The 12193-nt window shown below is 60.5% G+C and carries 14 protein-coding genes and 1 pseudogene; 6 read left to right on the top strand and 9 right to left on the bottom strand.

The annotated features are described in order from the left end of the window. Positions 1-66 precede the first annotated feature (66 nt). Positions 67-687 carry a guanylate kinase gene (gene gmk, locus AB4O23_RS04820; protein ID WP_017526810.1) on the bottom strand — a complete coding sequence of 207 codons (621 nt, stop codon included), beginning with the start codon at positions 685-687 and terminating at the stop codon, positions 67-69. Between the two features lie 10 nt (positions 688-697). Beyond that, entirely contained in the window at positions 698-1561 is an 864-nt protein-coding gene (locus AB4O23_RS04825; RefSeq protein WP_065879254.1) for a YicC/YloC family endoribonuclease, read from the bottom strand. A 197-nt stretch (positions 1562-1758) separates the two neighbouring features. Here AB4O23_RS04825 and rph point away from each other — a divergent pair, with 197 nt between their 5' ends. Together rph and AB4O23_RS04835 are read left to right on the top strand one after the other, a co-directional pair. After that, positions 1759-2481, top strand: coding sequence for a ribonuclease PH (rph, locus tag AB4O23_RS04830; RefSeq protein WP_017526812.1), 723 nt, complete (start codon positions 1759-1761; stop codon positions 2479-2481). A 22-nt stretch (positions 2482-2503) separates the two neighbouring features. Beyond that, positions 2504-2872, top strand: a complete 369-nt coding sequence (locus AB4O23_RS04835; RefSeq protein ID WP_017526813.1) for a DUF4870 domain-containing protein — start codon at positions 2504-2506, stop codon at positions 2870-2872. Positions 2873-2930: 58 nt separating this feature from the next. On the opposite strand, the gene AB4O23_RS04840 is transcribed toward AB4O23_RS04835, so the two are convergent. Further along, positions 2931-3710, bottom strand: coding sequence for an exodeoxyribonuclease III (locus AB4O23_RS04840; protein ID WP_003176915.1), 780 nt, complete (start codon positions 3708-3710; stop codon positions 2931-2933). Between the two features lie 82 nt (positions 3711-3792). Here AB4O23_RS04840 and pyrE point away from each other — a divergent pair, with 82 nt between their 5' ends. Continuing rightward, entirely contained in the window at positions 3793-4437 is a 645-nt protein-coding gene (gene pyrE, locus AB4O23_RS04845) for an orotate phosphoribosyltransferase (RefSeq protein ID WP_460070048.1), read from the top strand. 138 nt (positions 4438-4575) lie between these two features. Here the strand turns inward: pyrE and argB are convergent, their stop codons facing one another. From argB to coaBC, 5 genes and pseudogenes are all read right to left on the bottom strand, one after another. After that, positions 4576-5481, bottom strand: a complete 906-nt coding sequence (gene argB, locus AB4O23_RS04850) for an acetylglutamate kinase (RefSeq protein ID WP_003176913.1) — start codon at positions 5479-5481, stop codon at positions 4576-4578. A gap of 20 nt (positions 5482-5501) precedes the next feature. Further along, positions 5502-6905: pseudogene (locus AB4O23_RS04855) on the bottom strand (phosphomannomutase/phosphoglucomutase); the annotation flags it as partial. Beyond that, complete coding sequence (locus AB4O23_RS04860) at positions 6896-7096, bottom strand: hypothetical protein (RefSeq protein ID WP_065879255.1); 201 nt, start codon at positions 7094-7096, stop codon at positions 6896-6898. The pseudogene AB4O23_RS04855 and the gene AB4O23_RS04860, both read right to left, overlap by 10 nt. A 66-nt stretch (positions 7097-7162) precedes the next feature. After that, positions 7163-7618 carry a dUTP diphosphatase gene (dut, locus tag AB4O23_RS04865; RefSeq protein ID WP_017526817.1) on the bottom strand — a complete coding sequence of 152 codons (456 nt, stop codon included), beginning with the start codon at positions 7616-7618 and terminating at the stop codon, positions 7163-7165. Positions 7619-7623: 5 nt separating this feature from the next. Then, positions 7624-8832, bottom strand: a complete 1209-nt coding sequence (coaBC, locus tag AB4O23_RS04870; protein WP_017526818.1) for a bifunctional phosphopantothenoylcysteine decarboxylase/phosphopantothenate--cysteine ligase CoaBC — start codon at positions 8830-8832, stop codon at positions 7624-7626. A 163-nt stretch (positions 8833-8995) separates the two neighbouring features. Here coaBC and radC point away from each other — a divergent pair, with 163 nt between their 5' ends. Next, positions 8996-9670, top strand: a complete 675-nt coding sequence (radC, locus tag AB4O23_RS04875; RefSeq protein WP_017526819.1) for a RadC family protein — start codon at positions 8996-8998, stop codon at positions 9668-9670. Between the two features lie 26 nt (positions 9671-9696). Here radC and AB4O23_RS04880 read toward each other — a convergent pair whose 3' ends face one another. Continuing rightward, positions 9697-11289 carry an ABC transporter substrate-binding protein gene (locus tag AB4O23_RS04880; RefSeq protein WP_017526820.1) on the bottom strand — a complete coding sequence of 531 codons (1593 nt, stop codon included), beginning with the start codon at positions 11287-11289 and terminating at the stop codon, positions 9697-9699. A 458-nt stretch (positions 11290-11747) separates the two neighbouring features. Between AB4O23_RS04880 and rpmB the strand changes: the two genes are divergently transcribed. Both rpmB and rpmG read left to right on the top strand, forming a co-directional pair. Then, positions 11748-11981 (top strand): 50S ribosomal protein L28, encoded by a 234-nt coding sequence (gene rpmB, locus AB4O23_RS04885; protein ID WP_003176907.1) that lies wholly within the window; start codon positions 11748-11750, stop codon positions 11979-11981. Positions 11982-11992: 11 nt separating this feature from the next. Then, positions 11993-12148 carry a 50S ribosomal protein L33 gene (rpmG, locus tag AB4O23_RS04890; protein WP_003176906.1) on the top strand — a complete coding sequence of 52 codons (156 nt, stop codon included), beginning with the start codon at positions 11993-11995 and terminating at the stop codon, positions 12146-12148. Positions 12149-12193 lie beyond the last annotated feature (45 nt).

A 12193-nucleotide genomic window follows, 5' to 3' on the forward strand; every position in this document is an offset into this window, starting at 1 on the left:
CAGGCCCTCGCAAAACCGCTACGAGTGCCAATGTAAAGGCCTTGCAGCGGTTTTGGGAAGGGCCATTCAACCCAGCAGTTCGGCGAGTAATTTGCCGAAACGCTGCTGTTGGCGCTTTTGCTGGAGCTGATTGGCGCGGAAAATCGCCTTTAGATCATCCAGTGCGTGGGAAAAATCGTCATTGATGATCAGGTAGTCGTAGTCGACGTAGTGGCTCATTTCGCTGACGGCTTCACGCATGCGGCCTTCGATGATCTCGTCGCTGTCCTGGCCGCGGTTGGTCAGGCGCTGGTGCAAGGCTTCAAGCGACGGCGGCAGGATGAAGATCGAGCGCGCCTGGGGCATCAGCTTGCGGACTTGCTCGGCGCCCTGCCAATCGATCTCCAGAATCAGGTCGTGGCCTTCGTCCAGGGTCTGCTGCAGGTGGCTTTGCGAGGTGCCATAGAGGTTGCCGAACACTTCGGCGCGCTCCAGGAAGTCACCGTGTTCGATCATCTTCACGAACTCGGTGCGCTCGACGAAGTGATAATGCACGCCGTTCACCTCGCCTGGGCGCATGGCGCGGGTGGTGTGGGAGATCGAAATGCGGATCTGATCGTTGGTGTCGGTCAGCGCCTTGACCAGGCTGCTTTTGCCCGCGCCCGAAGGGGCGGAAATGATGTAAAGGGTGCCGGTGCTATGGGTCATGGAGGTTGCCTTACTCAATATTCTGTACTTGTTCGCGCATCTGCTCGATCAACACTTTGAGGTTGACCGCAGCGGTGGTGCTGCGCGGGTCGAATGCCTTGGAGCCCAGTGTATTGGCTTCGCGGTTGAGCTCCTGCATCAGGAAGTCCAGGCGCCGACCGGCGGCGCCGCCGGACTTGAGCACGCGCCGCACTTCAAGAATATGGGTACTCAAACGGTCGAGTTCTTCGGCGACGTCGCTCTTTTGTGCCAGCAGGACCATTTCCTGCTCCAGGCGCACGGGGTCCAGGTCGGCCTTCATGTCGGTGAAGCGGTCGAGCACCTTCTGGCGTTGGGTGGCAAGCATTTGCGGGACCAGCTCGCGCAGGGTGACGACATCGGCTTCGATCGAAGTCAGGCGCTCGTTGATCAGGCGTGCCAGCTCGGCGCCTTCGCGTTCGCGGCCGGCCTTGAGTTCCTTCAAGCCCTGGTTGAACAGGGCCAGGGCTTCGGCGTTGAGGGTTTGCGGGTCGGTGGCGTCGGCCACCAGCACGCCGGGCCAGGCCAGCACTTCCAGGGGGTTGAGCGCGGCGGGCTGCTGGATCAGGCTGGCGATGGTTTCGGCGGCGGCGACCAGTTGCGCGGCGCGGTCGCGGTCGACCTGCAACGGTTTGCCGGTGGTCTCTTCGGTAAAGCGCAGGGTGCATTCCAGCTTGCCGCGGGATATGCCCTGGCGCAGGGCTTCACGCACGGCGCCTTCAAGGTCGCGGAACGATTCCGGCAGGCGCAGGTGCGGCTCCAGGTAGCGGCTGTTGACCGAGCGCAGTTCCCAGCTCAGGGTGCCTTGGGCGCCGGCTTTTTCGACGCGGGCAAAGGCGGTCATGCTGTGCACCATGGAGGTACCTCGCGTTGCAGTCCCGCAAACACGGGCTGATGGTTAAGAAGGCGCAGGATTGTAGCGCAGTGGGCCGAGCGCGCCCAAACAATGGGCAATAGTTGACCATTCGTAACCGAATTTTTTAGCAGTGCCCCGAATCGGCTCGCGGCTCTATAATGCTCGGCAGATTTTCGTCCCCCGTACAGGTATCCCCTATGAAACGTCCAAGTGGTCGCGCTGCCGATCAGCTCCGCTCGATCCGCATCACCCGCAACTACACCAAACACGCCGAGGGATCCGTATTGGTCGAGTTTGGTGATACCAAGGTGATCTGCACCGTCAGCGTCGAAAACGGCGTGCCGCGTTTCCTCAAGGGCCAGGGCCAGGGCTGGTTGACCGCCGAATACGGCATGCTGCCGCGTGCCACCGGCGAGCGTAACCAGCGTGAAGCCAGCCGTGGCAAGCAAGGCGGGCGTACCCTGGAAATCCAGCGTCTGATCGGCCGTTCCCTGCGCGCCGCCCTGGATATGTCCAAGCTGGGCGATGTGACCCTGTACGTCGACTGCGATGTGATCCAGGCTGACGGCGGCACCCGCACTGCATCCATCACCGGGGCCATGGTGGCCCTGGTCGACGCACTCAAGGTGATCAAGAAGCGTGGCGGCCTGAAGGGCGGCGACCCGCTCAAGCAGATGATTGCCGCCGTCTCGGTGGGCATGTATCAGGGTGAGCCGGTGCTGGATCTGGATTACCTGGAAGACTCGGCTGCCGAGACCGACCTGAACGTGGTAATGACCAGCACCGGTGGTTTCATCGAAGTGCAGGGCACCGCCGAAGGCGCGCCATTCCAGCCGGCCGAGCTGAACGCCATGCTGGCCCTGGCCCAGAAAGGCATGAACGAAATCTTCGAACTGCAAAACGCCGCACTGGCTGACTGAATCGGCCTCAAGGAGAAACGCCATGAATGACACTCAGCCACTGGTACCCACGCCGTCCTACGAGGCGCGCCAAGGGGCGATGCTGTGTCATTTTGCGGCGTTCCTGGGCTTTGTGTTCCCCTTCGGCAGCGTCGTGGGGCCACTGATCCTGTGGCAAATCAGGAAGGAAAAGGATGCGTTCATTGATGATCAGGGCAAGGAGGCCTTGAACTTCCAGATCACCGTGGCCATTGCCTGGCTGGTCTGCATGGTGCTGGCGTTCGCAGTCATCGGGTTTTTCCTGATGATCGCCCTGGCGATTGCGACGGTGGTGATGACGATCATTGGCGGTATCAAGGCCAACAAGGGCATTGCCTATCGTTATCCCTTTACCTGGCGCTTGGTCAAATAGCGAGCACCCACAAAAAAACCGACAGTGATGTCGGTTTTTTTGTGCCTGGAAAAGCACCTCAGATGGTCAGCGTCCAGTCGTAGTCCACGATCAGCGGCGCATGCTGCGAGAAGCGCGGCTGGCGCGGCAAGCGTGCACTGCGAACAAACCGGCGTAGACCTGGGGTCAGCAACTGGTAGTCGAAACGCCAACCCAGGTTGAGCATCTCAGCCTGTTCGTTGTCCGGCCACCAGCTGTACTGGTCGCCTTCGCGGCTGACTTCGCGCAGGGCATCCACATAGCCCATGTTGCCGACAATCTCGTCCATCCAGGCCCGTTCCGGCGCCAGGAAGCCCGGGGATTGCTGGCTGTCGCGCCAGTTCTTGATATCCAGCTTCTGTTGCGCCACGTACAGCGAGCCACAATAAATGTACTCGCGACGTTTGCGCCGCTGTTTGTCCAGGTAACGGGCGAAATCGTCCATTAGCTTAAACTTCTGGTTCAAGTCTTCATCGCCGTTCTGCCCCGAAGGGAGCAGCAAGGTCGCGATGCTGACCTTATCGAAATCGGCTTGCAGGTAGCGCCCGTAGCGGTCGGCTGTCTCGAAGCCGAGGCCGCTGATGACCGCCTTGGGTTGCAACCGCGAATACAAAGCCACGCCACCTTGGGCAGGGACTTCGGCATCGCAGGCATAAAGGAAGTAGCCATCCAGTTGGAAGGCTGGGTCGTCCAGTTCAAAGGCGGAGGCGCGGGTATCCTGCAGGCAGATGACGTCGGCATTCTGGGCTTGCAGCCAACTGAGCAAACCACGCTCGACTGCAGCCTGAATACCATTAACGTTCACACTGATGATCCGCATAAATGGCCCCAAAAATCGCGTGCGTGTATGATACACGCCGTCTACCTAATTAGCTAAATCCGTGGTATCTGAGGCTTTTTTCATGCAGGCGTATCAACGCGATTTCATTCGTTTTGCCATCGATCGCGGTGTTTTGCGCTTCGGTGAGTTCACTCTCAAGTCCGGGCGCACCAGCCCGTACTTCTTCAACGCCGGCTTGTTCAACTCGGGTTCGGCCCTGGCTCAGTTGGGCCGTTTCTACGCGGCGGCCATCGTTGAAAGCGGTATTTCCTTCGACGTGCTGTTCGGCCCGACCTACAAGGGTATTCCCCTGGCCGCCGCAACGGCCGTGGCCCTGGCGGAACATCATGGGCGCGATCTGCCATGGTGCTTCAACCGCAAGGAAGCCAAGGCTCACGGCGAAGGCGGTAGCCTGGTCGGCGCACCGCTGACTGGCGATGTGTTGATCATCGACGATGTCATCACCGCCGGTACCGCGATCCGTGAAGTGATGCAGATCATCGCTTCCCAGGAGGGTGCCAAGGCGGCCGGCGTGTTGATCGCGCTGAATCGCCAGGAGCGTGGCAACGGTGAGTTGTCGGCGATCCAGGAAGTGGAGCGCGATTTCGGCATTCCAGTGGTGAGCATCGTTTCGTTGAACCAGGTATTGCAGTTCCTGGAAGATGACCCGCAGCTCAAGCAGCACTTGCCGGCAGTGCGCGCGTACCGCGAGCAGTTTGGCGTCTGACACAGACCCAATGGTGTAAGAGCGCTTGTGTGGGGGCTTGCTCCCTTCCACAGGCGATCTCCACTTATTTGTAGAGTCAGCGCCCATAGAAAAGGCCCCGCTCAATTCGATTGAGCGGGGCCTTTTTGTGTTTGACGCTTAAGGACGCTTGCGGTTACTGATCAGCGTGCCCACGCCGGTATCGGTGAAGATTTCCAGCAGGATCGCATTGGGAACGCGGCCATCCAGGATCAGTGAGCTGCCAACGCCGCCTTGCACGGCTTCCAGTGCGCAGCGGATCTTTGGCAGCATGCCGCCGTAAATGGTGCCGTCGGCGATCAGGTCGTCTACTTGCTGGGTCGTCAAGCCGGTCAGCACCTTGCCTTGCTTGTCCATCAGCCCGGCAATGTTGGTCAGCAGCATCAGCTTTTCAGCCTTCAGTGCCTCGGCAACCTTGCCCGCCACCAGGTCGGCGTTGATGTTGTAGGACTCGCCATTGGCGCCCACGCCGATCGGCGCGATCACCGGGATGAAGTCGCCTTTGACCAGCAGGTTGAGCAGGTCGGTGTTGATGCCGATCACTTCGCCTACCTGGCCGATGTCGATGATTTCCGGCTGGGTCATTTCCGGCGTCTGACGGGTTACGGTCAGTTTTTTCGCGCGGATCAGCTCCGCATCCTTGCCGGTCAGGCCGATGGCGCTGCCGCCATGGCGGTTGATCAGGTTGACGATGTCCTTGTTCACCTGGCCGCCGAGGACCATCTCCACCACATCCATGGTCTGCGCATCAGTAACGCGCATGCCATCGATGAAGTGACTCTCGATCGACAAGCGCTTGAGCAGGTCGCCGATTTGTGGGCCGCCACCGTGGACCACCACCGGGTTGATCCCCACGGCTTTCATCAACACGATGTCACGGGCAAAGCCGGTTTTCAGCTCGTCGCTTTCCATGGCATTGCCGCCGTATTTGATCACCAGCGTCTTGCCGACGTAGCGTCGAATATAAGGCAGCGCTTCGGACAGGACCTTGGCGGTGTTGGCAGCGGCTTCGCGTTCGAGGGTCATTCAGGGCTCCGGTGCAAAAATCAGAACGGTAATTGGAGATCAGGGGCAACACGTTTCAACTGGGCGTGGAACACGTCCTTGATGCGCTGCAACTCGGCCTCGGTATCCGCCTCGAAACGCAGCACCAGCACCGGTGTGGTGTTGGACGCGCGAACCAGGCCCCAGCCTTTGGCGTAATCGACTCGCACACCATCAATGGAGGTCAGGTTGGCGCCTTCACCCCATTGCGCATCGTGCAGTGCGTCAATGATGCTGAATTTGCTCTCCTCGGTCACATGGATATTGATCTCTGGCGTAGAAATATCGTTCGGGAAGGTCTGAAACAGCTCCTGCGCCGTGGATTCTTCCTTGCTGAGGATCTCCAACAAGCGAGCGGCGCTGTAGATGCCGTCGTCAAACCCGAACCAGCGCTCCTTGAAGAACACGTGGCCGCTCATTTCGCCAGCCAACAGCGCGCCGGTTTCCTTCATTTTCTTTTTGATCAACGAGTGACCGGTCTTCCACATTAGTGGGCGGCCGCCATATTCCTTGATCAGCGGGGTGAGGCGGCGCGTGCACTTCACGTCGAAAATGATCTCGGCGTTGGCATTGCGCGCCACCACGTCACGGGCAAACAGCATCAGCAAGCGGTCGGCGAATACGTTCTCGCCAGTGTTTGTCACTACGCCCACGCGGTCGCCGTCACCGTCGAAGGCCAGGCCCACATCGGCGCCGGTTTCCTTGACCTTGGCGATCAGGTCCACCAGGTTCTCAGGCTTGCCCGGGTCCGGGTGGTGGTTGGGGAAGTTGCCGTCGACGTCGCAGAACAGCGGGACCACTTCGCAATTGAGGGCTTCGAGCAACTGCGGGGCGATCACGCCGGCCGCGCCGTTGCCGCAGTCCACCACCACTTTGAGGCGGCGCGCGAGCTTCACGTCGCCAGTGATTTCATCAGAGTAGCGCTGAAGAATGTCGACTTTCGTGACGCTGCCCGTGCCGCTGGTCAGGTCATTGTTCTTCAGGCGGTCATGCAGGGCCTGGATCTGTTCGTTGGCCAGGGTGTCGCCGGCGATGACGATCTTGAAGCCGTTGTAGTCCGACGGGTTATGACTGCCGGTGAGCATGACGCCGGATTTGCCGGCCAGGACGTTGGCGGCATAGTACAGCGCCGGCGTTGGCACCAGGCCCACGTCGCTGACGTGGCAACCGCTGTCGACCAGGCCCTGGATCAGCTGCTCCACCAACTCGGGGCCGGACAGGCGACCATCACGGCCGACCGAGACGTTGGGCTCGTCCTGGGCAAGGCTCTGGGCGCCGATGGCGCGGCCAATCCAGTAGGCGGTTTCGGCAGTCAGGGTCTTGGGCACCACGCCACGAATGTCATAGGCGCGAAAGATGCTGTCGGGGAACGTCGGGGCTACTCGGGCTGCGGTAGTCATCGCGGGGGGAACTCCATCTGAAAGGGGGCAAGGCTGGCCTGAATGGGGCTGGCCGGCAGGCTCAAACTGAAGGGTATGACGGTGTTTTCGGCAGAGAGTTCGTGGTGCAAAAGTGCCATCGGAGCTTGGGCTTCGTATTTTTGTTTGCGTAACCCGTTGATTTTCAATGGGAAATAACGCTGGTAAATTCCGCGCATTCTTCTTCCTGAAAGCCATGCGGTAGCGTCTGGCCGGACCAAAGGTGCCGGCCAGGGGCGGCGTGGTCAGTGGCTGCCGGAATGCCCAAAGCCGCCAGCGCCGCGTTGGGTCTCGTCGAATTCCTGCACCAATTCGAAGTGCGCCTGCACTACCGGTACCAATACCAGTTGGGCGATGCGCTCGCCGACTGCGATGTTGAACGCGGTCTGGCCACGGTTCCAGCACGACACCATCAACTCGCCCTGGTAGTCCGAGTCGATCAGCCCCACGAGGTTGCCAAGGACGATGCCGTGTTTGTGGCCCAGGCCGGAGCGCGGCAGGATCAGCGCCGCCAGGCCAGGGTCGCCGACATAGATCGACAGGCCGGTGGGGATCAGCAGGGTCTGGCCCGGCTCAAGGAGGGTGTCTTCCTTGAGCATGGCGCGCAGGTCCAGGCCGGCGGAGCCCGGGGTAGCGTAGGCCGGCAGTGGGAATTCGCTGCCGATGCGGGGGTCGAGGATCTTGGCTTGCAAAGCGTGCATGGAAATTAAACCTGGTTCAGCCGTTGGGCGATAAATGAGATCAGCTGTCGGGCAATCTTGCCCTTGCTGGTCTGGGCGAAAAGGGTGGCGTGCAGTTCGCGGTCAATCACGCTGCAGGCGTTTTCCTCGCTGTTGAAGCCGATGCTCGGGTTGGCGACATCATTGGCAACGATCAGGTCGAGGTTTTTGTCTTTCAATTTGCGCGCGGCGTAGTCCAGCAGGTGCTCGGTCTCGGCGGCGAAGCCGACACTGAACGGGCGGTCCGGGCGCGTGGCGATGGTTGCCAGGATGTCCGGGTTGCGCACCATTTGCAGGAGCAGGCCGTCGCCGCTTGTAGGGTCTTTCTTGAGCTTTTGCGGGGCAACCACTTCCGGGCGGTAGTCCGCGACCGCTGCCGAGGCGATGAACAGGTCGCAGGGAATGGCCGCTTCGCAGGCCGCCAGCATGTCCCGGGCGCTGACTACGTCGATTCGCGTGACCCGATCGGGTGTTGGCAAATGCACCGGGCCAGTGATCAAGGTGACGCGTGCGCCTGCCTCGACCGCGGCTTCGGCAAGCGCGAACCCCATTTTTCCTGAACTATGGTTGGTGATGTAGCGCACCGGGTCGATGTTTTCCTGGGTCGGCCCGGCGGTAATCAGCACGTGCTTGCCGGTCAGGGCCAGGTGTTGGAAGCACTCGGCGGCACACAGCGCCAGGTCGGTGGCTTCGAGCATGCGGCCCATGCCGACGTCACCGCAGGCCTGGCTTCCGGAGGCTGGGCCGAACACCTTCAGGCCACGGTTTTGCAGGAGTTGCGTGTTGGCCTGGGTGGCCGGGTCGCGCCACATGGCCTGGTTCATGGCCGGGGCGATGGCGACAGTGGCGTCGGTGGCCAGTACCAAAGTGGTCAGCAGATCATCGGCGATGCCTTGGGCCAGGCGGGCGATCAGGTCGGCGGTGGCCGGGGCGATCAGCACCAGGTCGGCCCATTTGGCCAGTTCGATATGGCCCATGGCGGCTTCGGCCGCCGGGTCCAGCAGGTCCAAGTGAACCGGGTGGCCGGACAAGGCCTGCATGGTCAGCGGGGTGATGAACTCGCTGCCGCCGCGGGTCATGACCACGCGCACTTCGGCACCGTGGTCCAGGAGCCTGCGAACCAACTCTGCGCTCTTGTAGGCGGCAATGCCGCCGCCGACGCCGAGAACGATGCGTTTCCGATACAGACGCTGCATTGGTTTGCCTTTCCAGTTCAGTGAAGCCAGTTCAGTGACGCCTGCGATCTCCCCTCCCCAGGTGAAATCGCATGCAAAAAAGAGGGCCTACGATAACACAGCGCCCGCCCAGCAACAGCGGCGGACGTGGCGTATATGGCGCACATAGGGAGAGGGAGGCGGGATGAGTATTCGCGATTGGCCGGCGGCGGAGCGGCCGCGGGAGAAGCTATTGGAGTGGGGCGCGGCAAGTTTGTCGGATGCCGAGTTGTTGGCGATTTTCTTGCGTACCGGGGTTTGCGGTAAAAGCGCGGTGGACCTTGCGCGTCACCTGTTGGCGCAATTTGGTGGCTTGCGCCCCTTGTTGGAGGCCAGCCAGGCGTTGTTCAGCCAGCAATTGGGCTTGGGGCCCGCCAAGTTTGCCCAGTTGCAGGCGGTGCTGGAAATGTCCCGGCGGCACATGGCCGAACAACTGCGCAGTGAATCGGTACTCGAAAGCCCGATAGCCGTGCGCAATTACCTCAAGGCGCTGTTGCGTCATGAGCCACACGAGATCTTCGGCTGCCTGTTTCTCGATTCAAAGCACCGCGTCTTGGGCTTCGAGGCTTTGTTCCAGGGCACTATCGATGCCGCCGTGGTTTACCCGCGGCAAGTGGTCAAGCGCGCCCTGGCTTACAACGCAGCGGCATTGATCCTGTGTCACAACCATCCTTCGGGAAGTGCGGAGCCGAGCGTGGCTGATCGAAAACTGACCAAAACCCTGCAAGGCGCCCTGGAGGTGGTGGATGTGCGGCTGCTGGATCACATCATCGTGGGGGATGGTGATCCGTTGTCGATGGCTGAATATGGGTGGATATGACCCCGCCCAGTGGGCGGGGCCTGCTATCAGGGCTTGACGCTGGCCTTGGAGAAATCCTGGCGCCCGAACGGGCTTACCTGGTACCCCTGGACGTTCTTGCGGGCCAGGGCAAACGCGGTCGGATGCGCCAACGGTAACCACAACGCCTGCTGCTGGATCTGCGCCTGAGCCTGTTGATACAGCTTGCTGCGCACGCCTTGCTCGCTGGTGGTCTTGCCGGCGCTGATCAGCTTGTCCAGGGCCGGGTCGCAATAACGGGCGAAGTTGGTGCCTGATTTGACCGCCGCGCAGGAGAATTGCGGGGTCAGGAAGTTATCCGGGTCACCGTTGTCGCCGGCCCAGCCCATGAACAGCAAGTCGTGCTCGCCGGCCTTGGCACGGCGAATCAGCTCGCCCCATTCGATCACGCGGATTTCGGCCTGGATGCCGACCTTGGCCAGGTCCGCCTGCAATAATTGCGCGCCCAGGTTCGGGTTGGGGTTCAGCAGGCTGCCGGTGGGGCGAGTCCAGATAGTAGTCTTGAAGCCATCCTTGAGCCCGGCGCGGTCCAGCAACACCTTGGCCCTGGCAAGGTCCTGGGGATAACCCGGCAAGTCCTTGGCGTAGCTCCAGGTATTGGGCGGGTACGGGCCGTTGGCGGCTTCGGCGGTGCCTTCAAACACAGCCTTGAGGTAGCTGGCCTTGTCGAACGCCAGGTTGATCGCCTGGCGCACTTCGGGCTTGTCCAGAGGAGGGTGCTGGCTGTTGATGGCCACGAATGCGGTCATGAAGGCTGCGGTTTTTTCCACCTTGAGCGCAGGATCTTTCTCTGCCTCGCCTACATCCAGCGGCTTGGGCGACAAGGCGATCTGGCACTCGTCGCGGTGCAATTTCTGCAAGCGCACATTGGCGTCCGGTGTAATGGCGAAGATCAAGTTATCCACAGCCGGTTTGCCGGCGAAGTAGTCCGGGTTGGCCTTGTAGCGAACCACCGCATCTTTCTGGAAGCGGCTGAAGATGAATGGCCCGGTGCCGATGGGCTGGCTATTGAGCTTTTCGGGCGTGCCGGCCTTGAGCAGTTTGTCGGCGTATTCGGCCGGGTAGATCGAGGCAAAGCCCATGCTCAGGGCTGCGAGGAAGGTGGAATCGGCGTGATCCAGGGTGAAGCGCACGGTCAGCGGGTCGAGGGCGTCGATCTTCTTGACCAGCGCAGGCAATTGCAGGGATTGGGCGTGAGGGAAGCCACTCTGGGCAATTTTGTGCCAGGGGTTGGCCGGGTCCAGCATGCGTTCGAAGCTGAAGCGCACGTCTTCGGCGGTCAGGCTGCGACTCGGGGTGAAATACTCGGTGCGATGGAATTTCACGTCCGGGTGCAGTTTGAAGGTGTACGTCAGGCCGTCCGGCGACACGTCCCAGCTGTCTGCCAGGCTGGGCACCAGTTTGCCGCTGGCGGCGTCGAAGTCCACCAGGCGGTTCATCAGCACATCTGCCGAGGCGTTGGTGGTGGTCAGCGAGTTGTACTGCACCACATCAAACCCTTCGGGGCTGGCCTCGGTGCAAACGCTCAGGTTGCTGGCGGCAGAGGCCAGCGGCGCGATTAAAAGAGGGGCAAGCAACAGTGGCAGGGCAGCGAGGCGCATGGTCGGTTTCCTTTGCAGATCGAAGGCCCATCTGCGAGTGCAGTCTGGAAAAGCCCTACCGTAGTGGTCTGATTGGCAAATGACTAGCCCATTTTTGCCTGTGCTTTTGGCTCAAATGCTGTTTTGATGGCGCCTCAGAGAGTTTCGCTGTGCGCTTTGCGGCGCGCGCGGGCGCTGAAAATCATTCTGTGCGACGAGCGGTCGGCTATGGCAGCGGCCCCTCCTGGCAACGGTTCAGGCATCAACGGGCGAGATTTACTGCGGTAAAAACATACTCGCTGTTGTTGCACCAAGGTCTTTCTGGTATAAAGCAGCGCTCTTTTCTAGGGGCCCGGTTCCTTCGCTTGTAGGTGTAGCCGGTAAGACCCTAAAGAAACGCGGCGCCTGGCGCCAAATGACTGAGAGATTAAGCGGCCAACCCATGCCGGGTTGGGCATGTGGTTTTAGAGGGCTGAGGCATGTCGAGAGTCTGTCAAGTTACCGGTAAGGGTCCGGTGACTGGGAATAACATTTCCCACGCAAATAACAAAACCCGTCGTCGTTTCCTGCCGAACCTGCAGCATCACCGCTTCTGGGTTGAAGAAGAGAAACGTTTTGTTCGCCTGCGTGTATCTGCCAAAGGCATGCGTATCATCGACAAGCGTGGCATCACTGTCGTGCTGGCCGAAATCCGCGCCGCCGGCAAGATCTAAGGAGCTCTATCATGCGTGAATTGATTCGAATGATCTCTAGCGCCGGTACTGGTCACTTCTACACTACCGACAAGAACAAGCGTACTACCCCGGACAAGCTCGAAAAGAAAATGTTCGACCCGCGCGTTCGCAAGCACGTGATCTACAAAGAAGGCAAAATCAAGTAATTGATTTTCTTCCTTGTGAAAAAAAGCCCGTATCTCACGATGCGG

The sequence above is a fragment of the Pseudomonas sp. H2_A10 genome (assembly GCF_054680085.1).

Bases quoted from the DNA above. Each gene is read 5' to 3' on its own strand.
- argB (WP_003176913.1), bottom strand. From the start codon at position 5,481: ATGACCCTCGAACGCGAAGCCGCTGCCAACACCGCCAAGGTCCTGTCC.
- AB4O23_RS04880 (WP_017526820.1), bottom strand. From the start codon at position 11,289: ATGCGCCTCGCTGCCCTGCCACTGTTGCTTGCCCCTCTTTTAATCGCG.
- rpmB (WP_003176907.1), top strand. From the start codon at position 11,748: ATGTCGAGAGTCTGTCAAGTTACCGGTAAGGGTCCGGTGACTGGGAAT.
- rph (WP_017526812.1), top strand. From the start codon at position 1,759: ATGAAACGTCCAAGTGGTCGCGCTGCCGATCAGCTCCGCTCGATCCGC.
- radC (WP_017526819.1), top strand. From the start codon at position 8,996: ATGAGTATTCGCGATTGGCCGGCGGCGGAGCGGCCGCGGGAGAAGCTA.
- AB4O23_RS04835 (WP_017526813.1), top strand. From the start codon at position 2,504: ATGAATGACACTCAGCCACTGGTACCCACGCCGTCCTACGAGGCGCGC.
- rpmG (WP_003176906.1), top strand. From the start codon at position 11,993: ATGCGTGAATTGATTCGAATGATCTCTAGCGCCGGTACTGGTCACTTC.
- dut (WP_017526817.1), bottom strand. From the start codon at position 7,618: ATGCACGCTTTGCAAGCCAAGATCCTCGACCCCCGCATCGGCAGCGAA.
- AB4O23_RS04860 (WP_065879255.1), bottom strand. From the start codon at position 7,096: ATGCGCGGAATTTACCAGCGTTATTTCCCATTGAAAATCAACGGGTTA.
- AB4O23_RS04840 (WP_003176915.1), bottom strand. From the start codon at position 3,710: ATGCGGATCATCAGTGTGAACGTTAATGGTATTCAGGCTGCAGTCGAG.
- AB4O23_RS04825 (WP_065879254.1), bottom strand. From the start codon at position 1,561: ATGGTGCACAGCATGACCGCCTTTGCCCGCGTCGAAAAAGCCGGCGCC.
- pyrE (WP_460070048.1), top strand. From the start codon at position 3,793: ATGCAGGCGTATCAACGCGATTTCATTCGTTTTGCCATCGATCGCGGT.
- gmk (WP_017526810.1), bottom strand. From the start codon at position 687: ATGACCCATAGCACCGGCACCCTTTACATCATTTCCGCCCCTTCGGGC.
- coaBC (WP_017526818.1), bottom strand. From the start codon at position 8,832: ATGCAGCGTCTGTATCGGAAACGCATCGTTCTCGGCGTCGGCGGCGGC.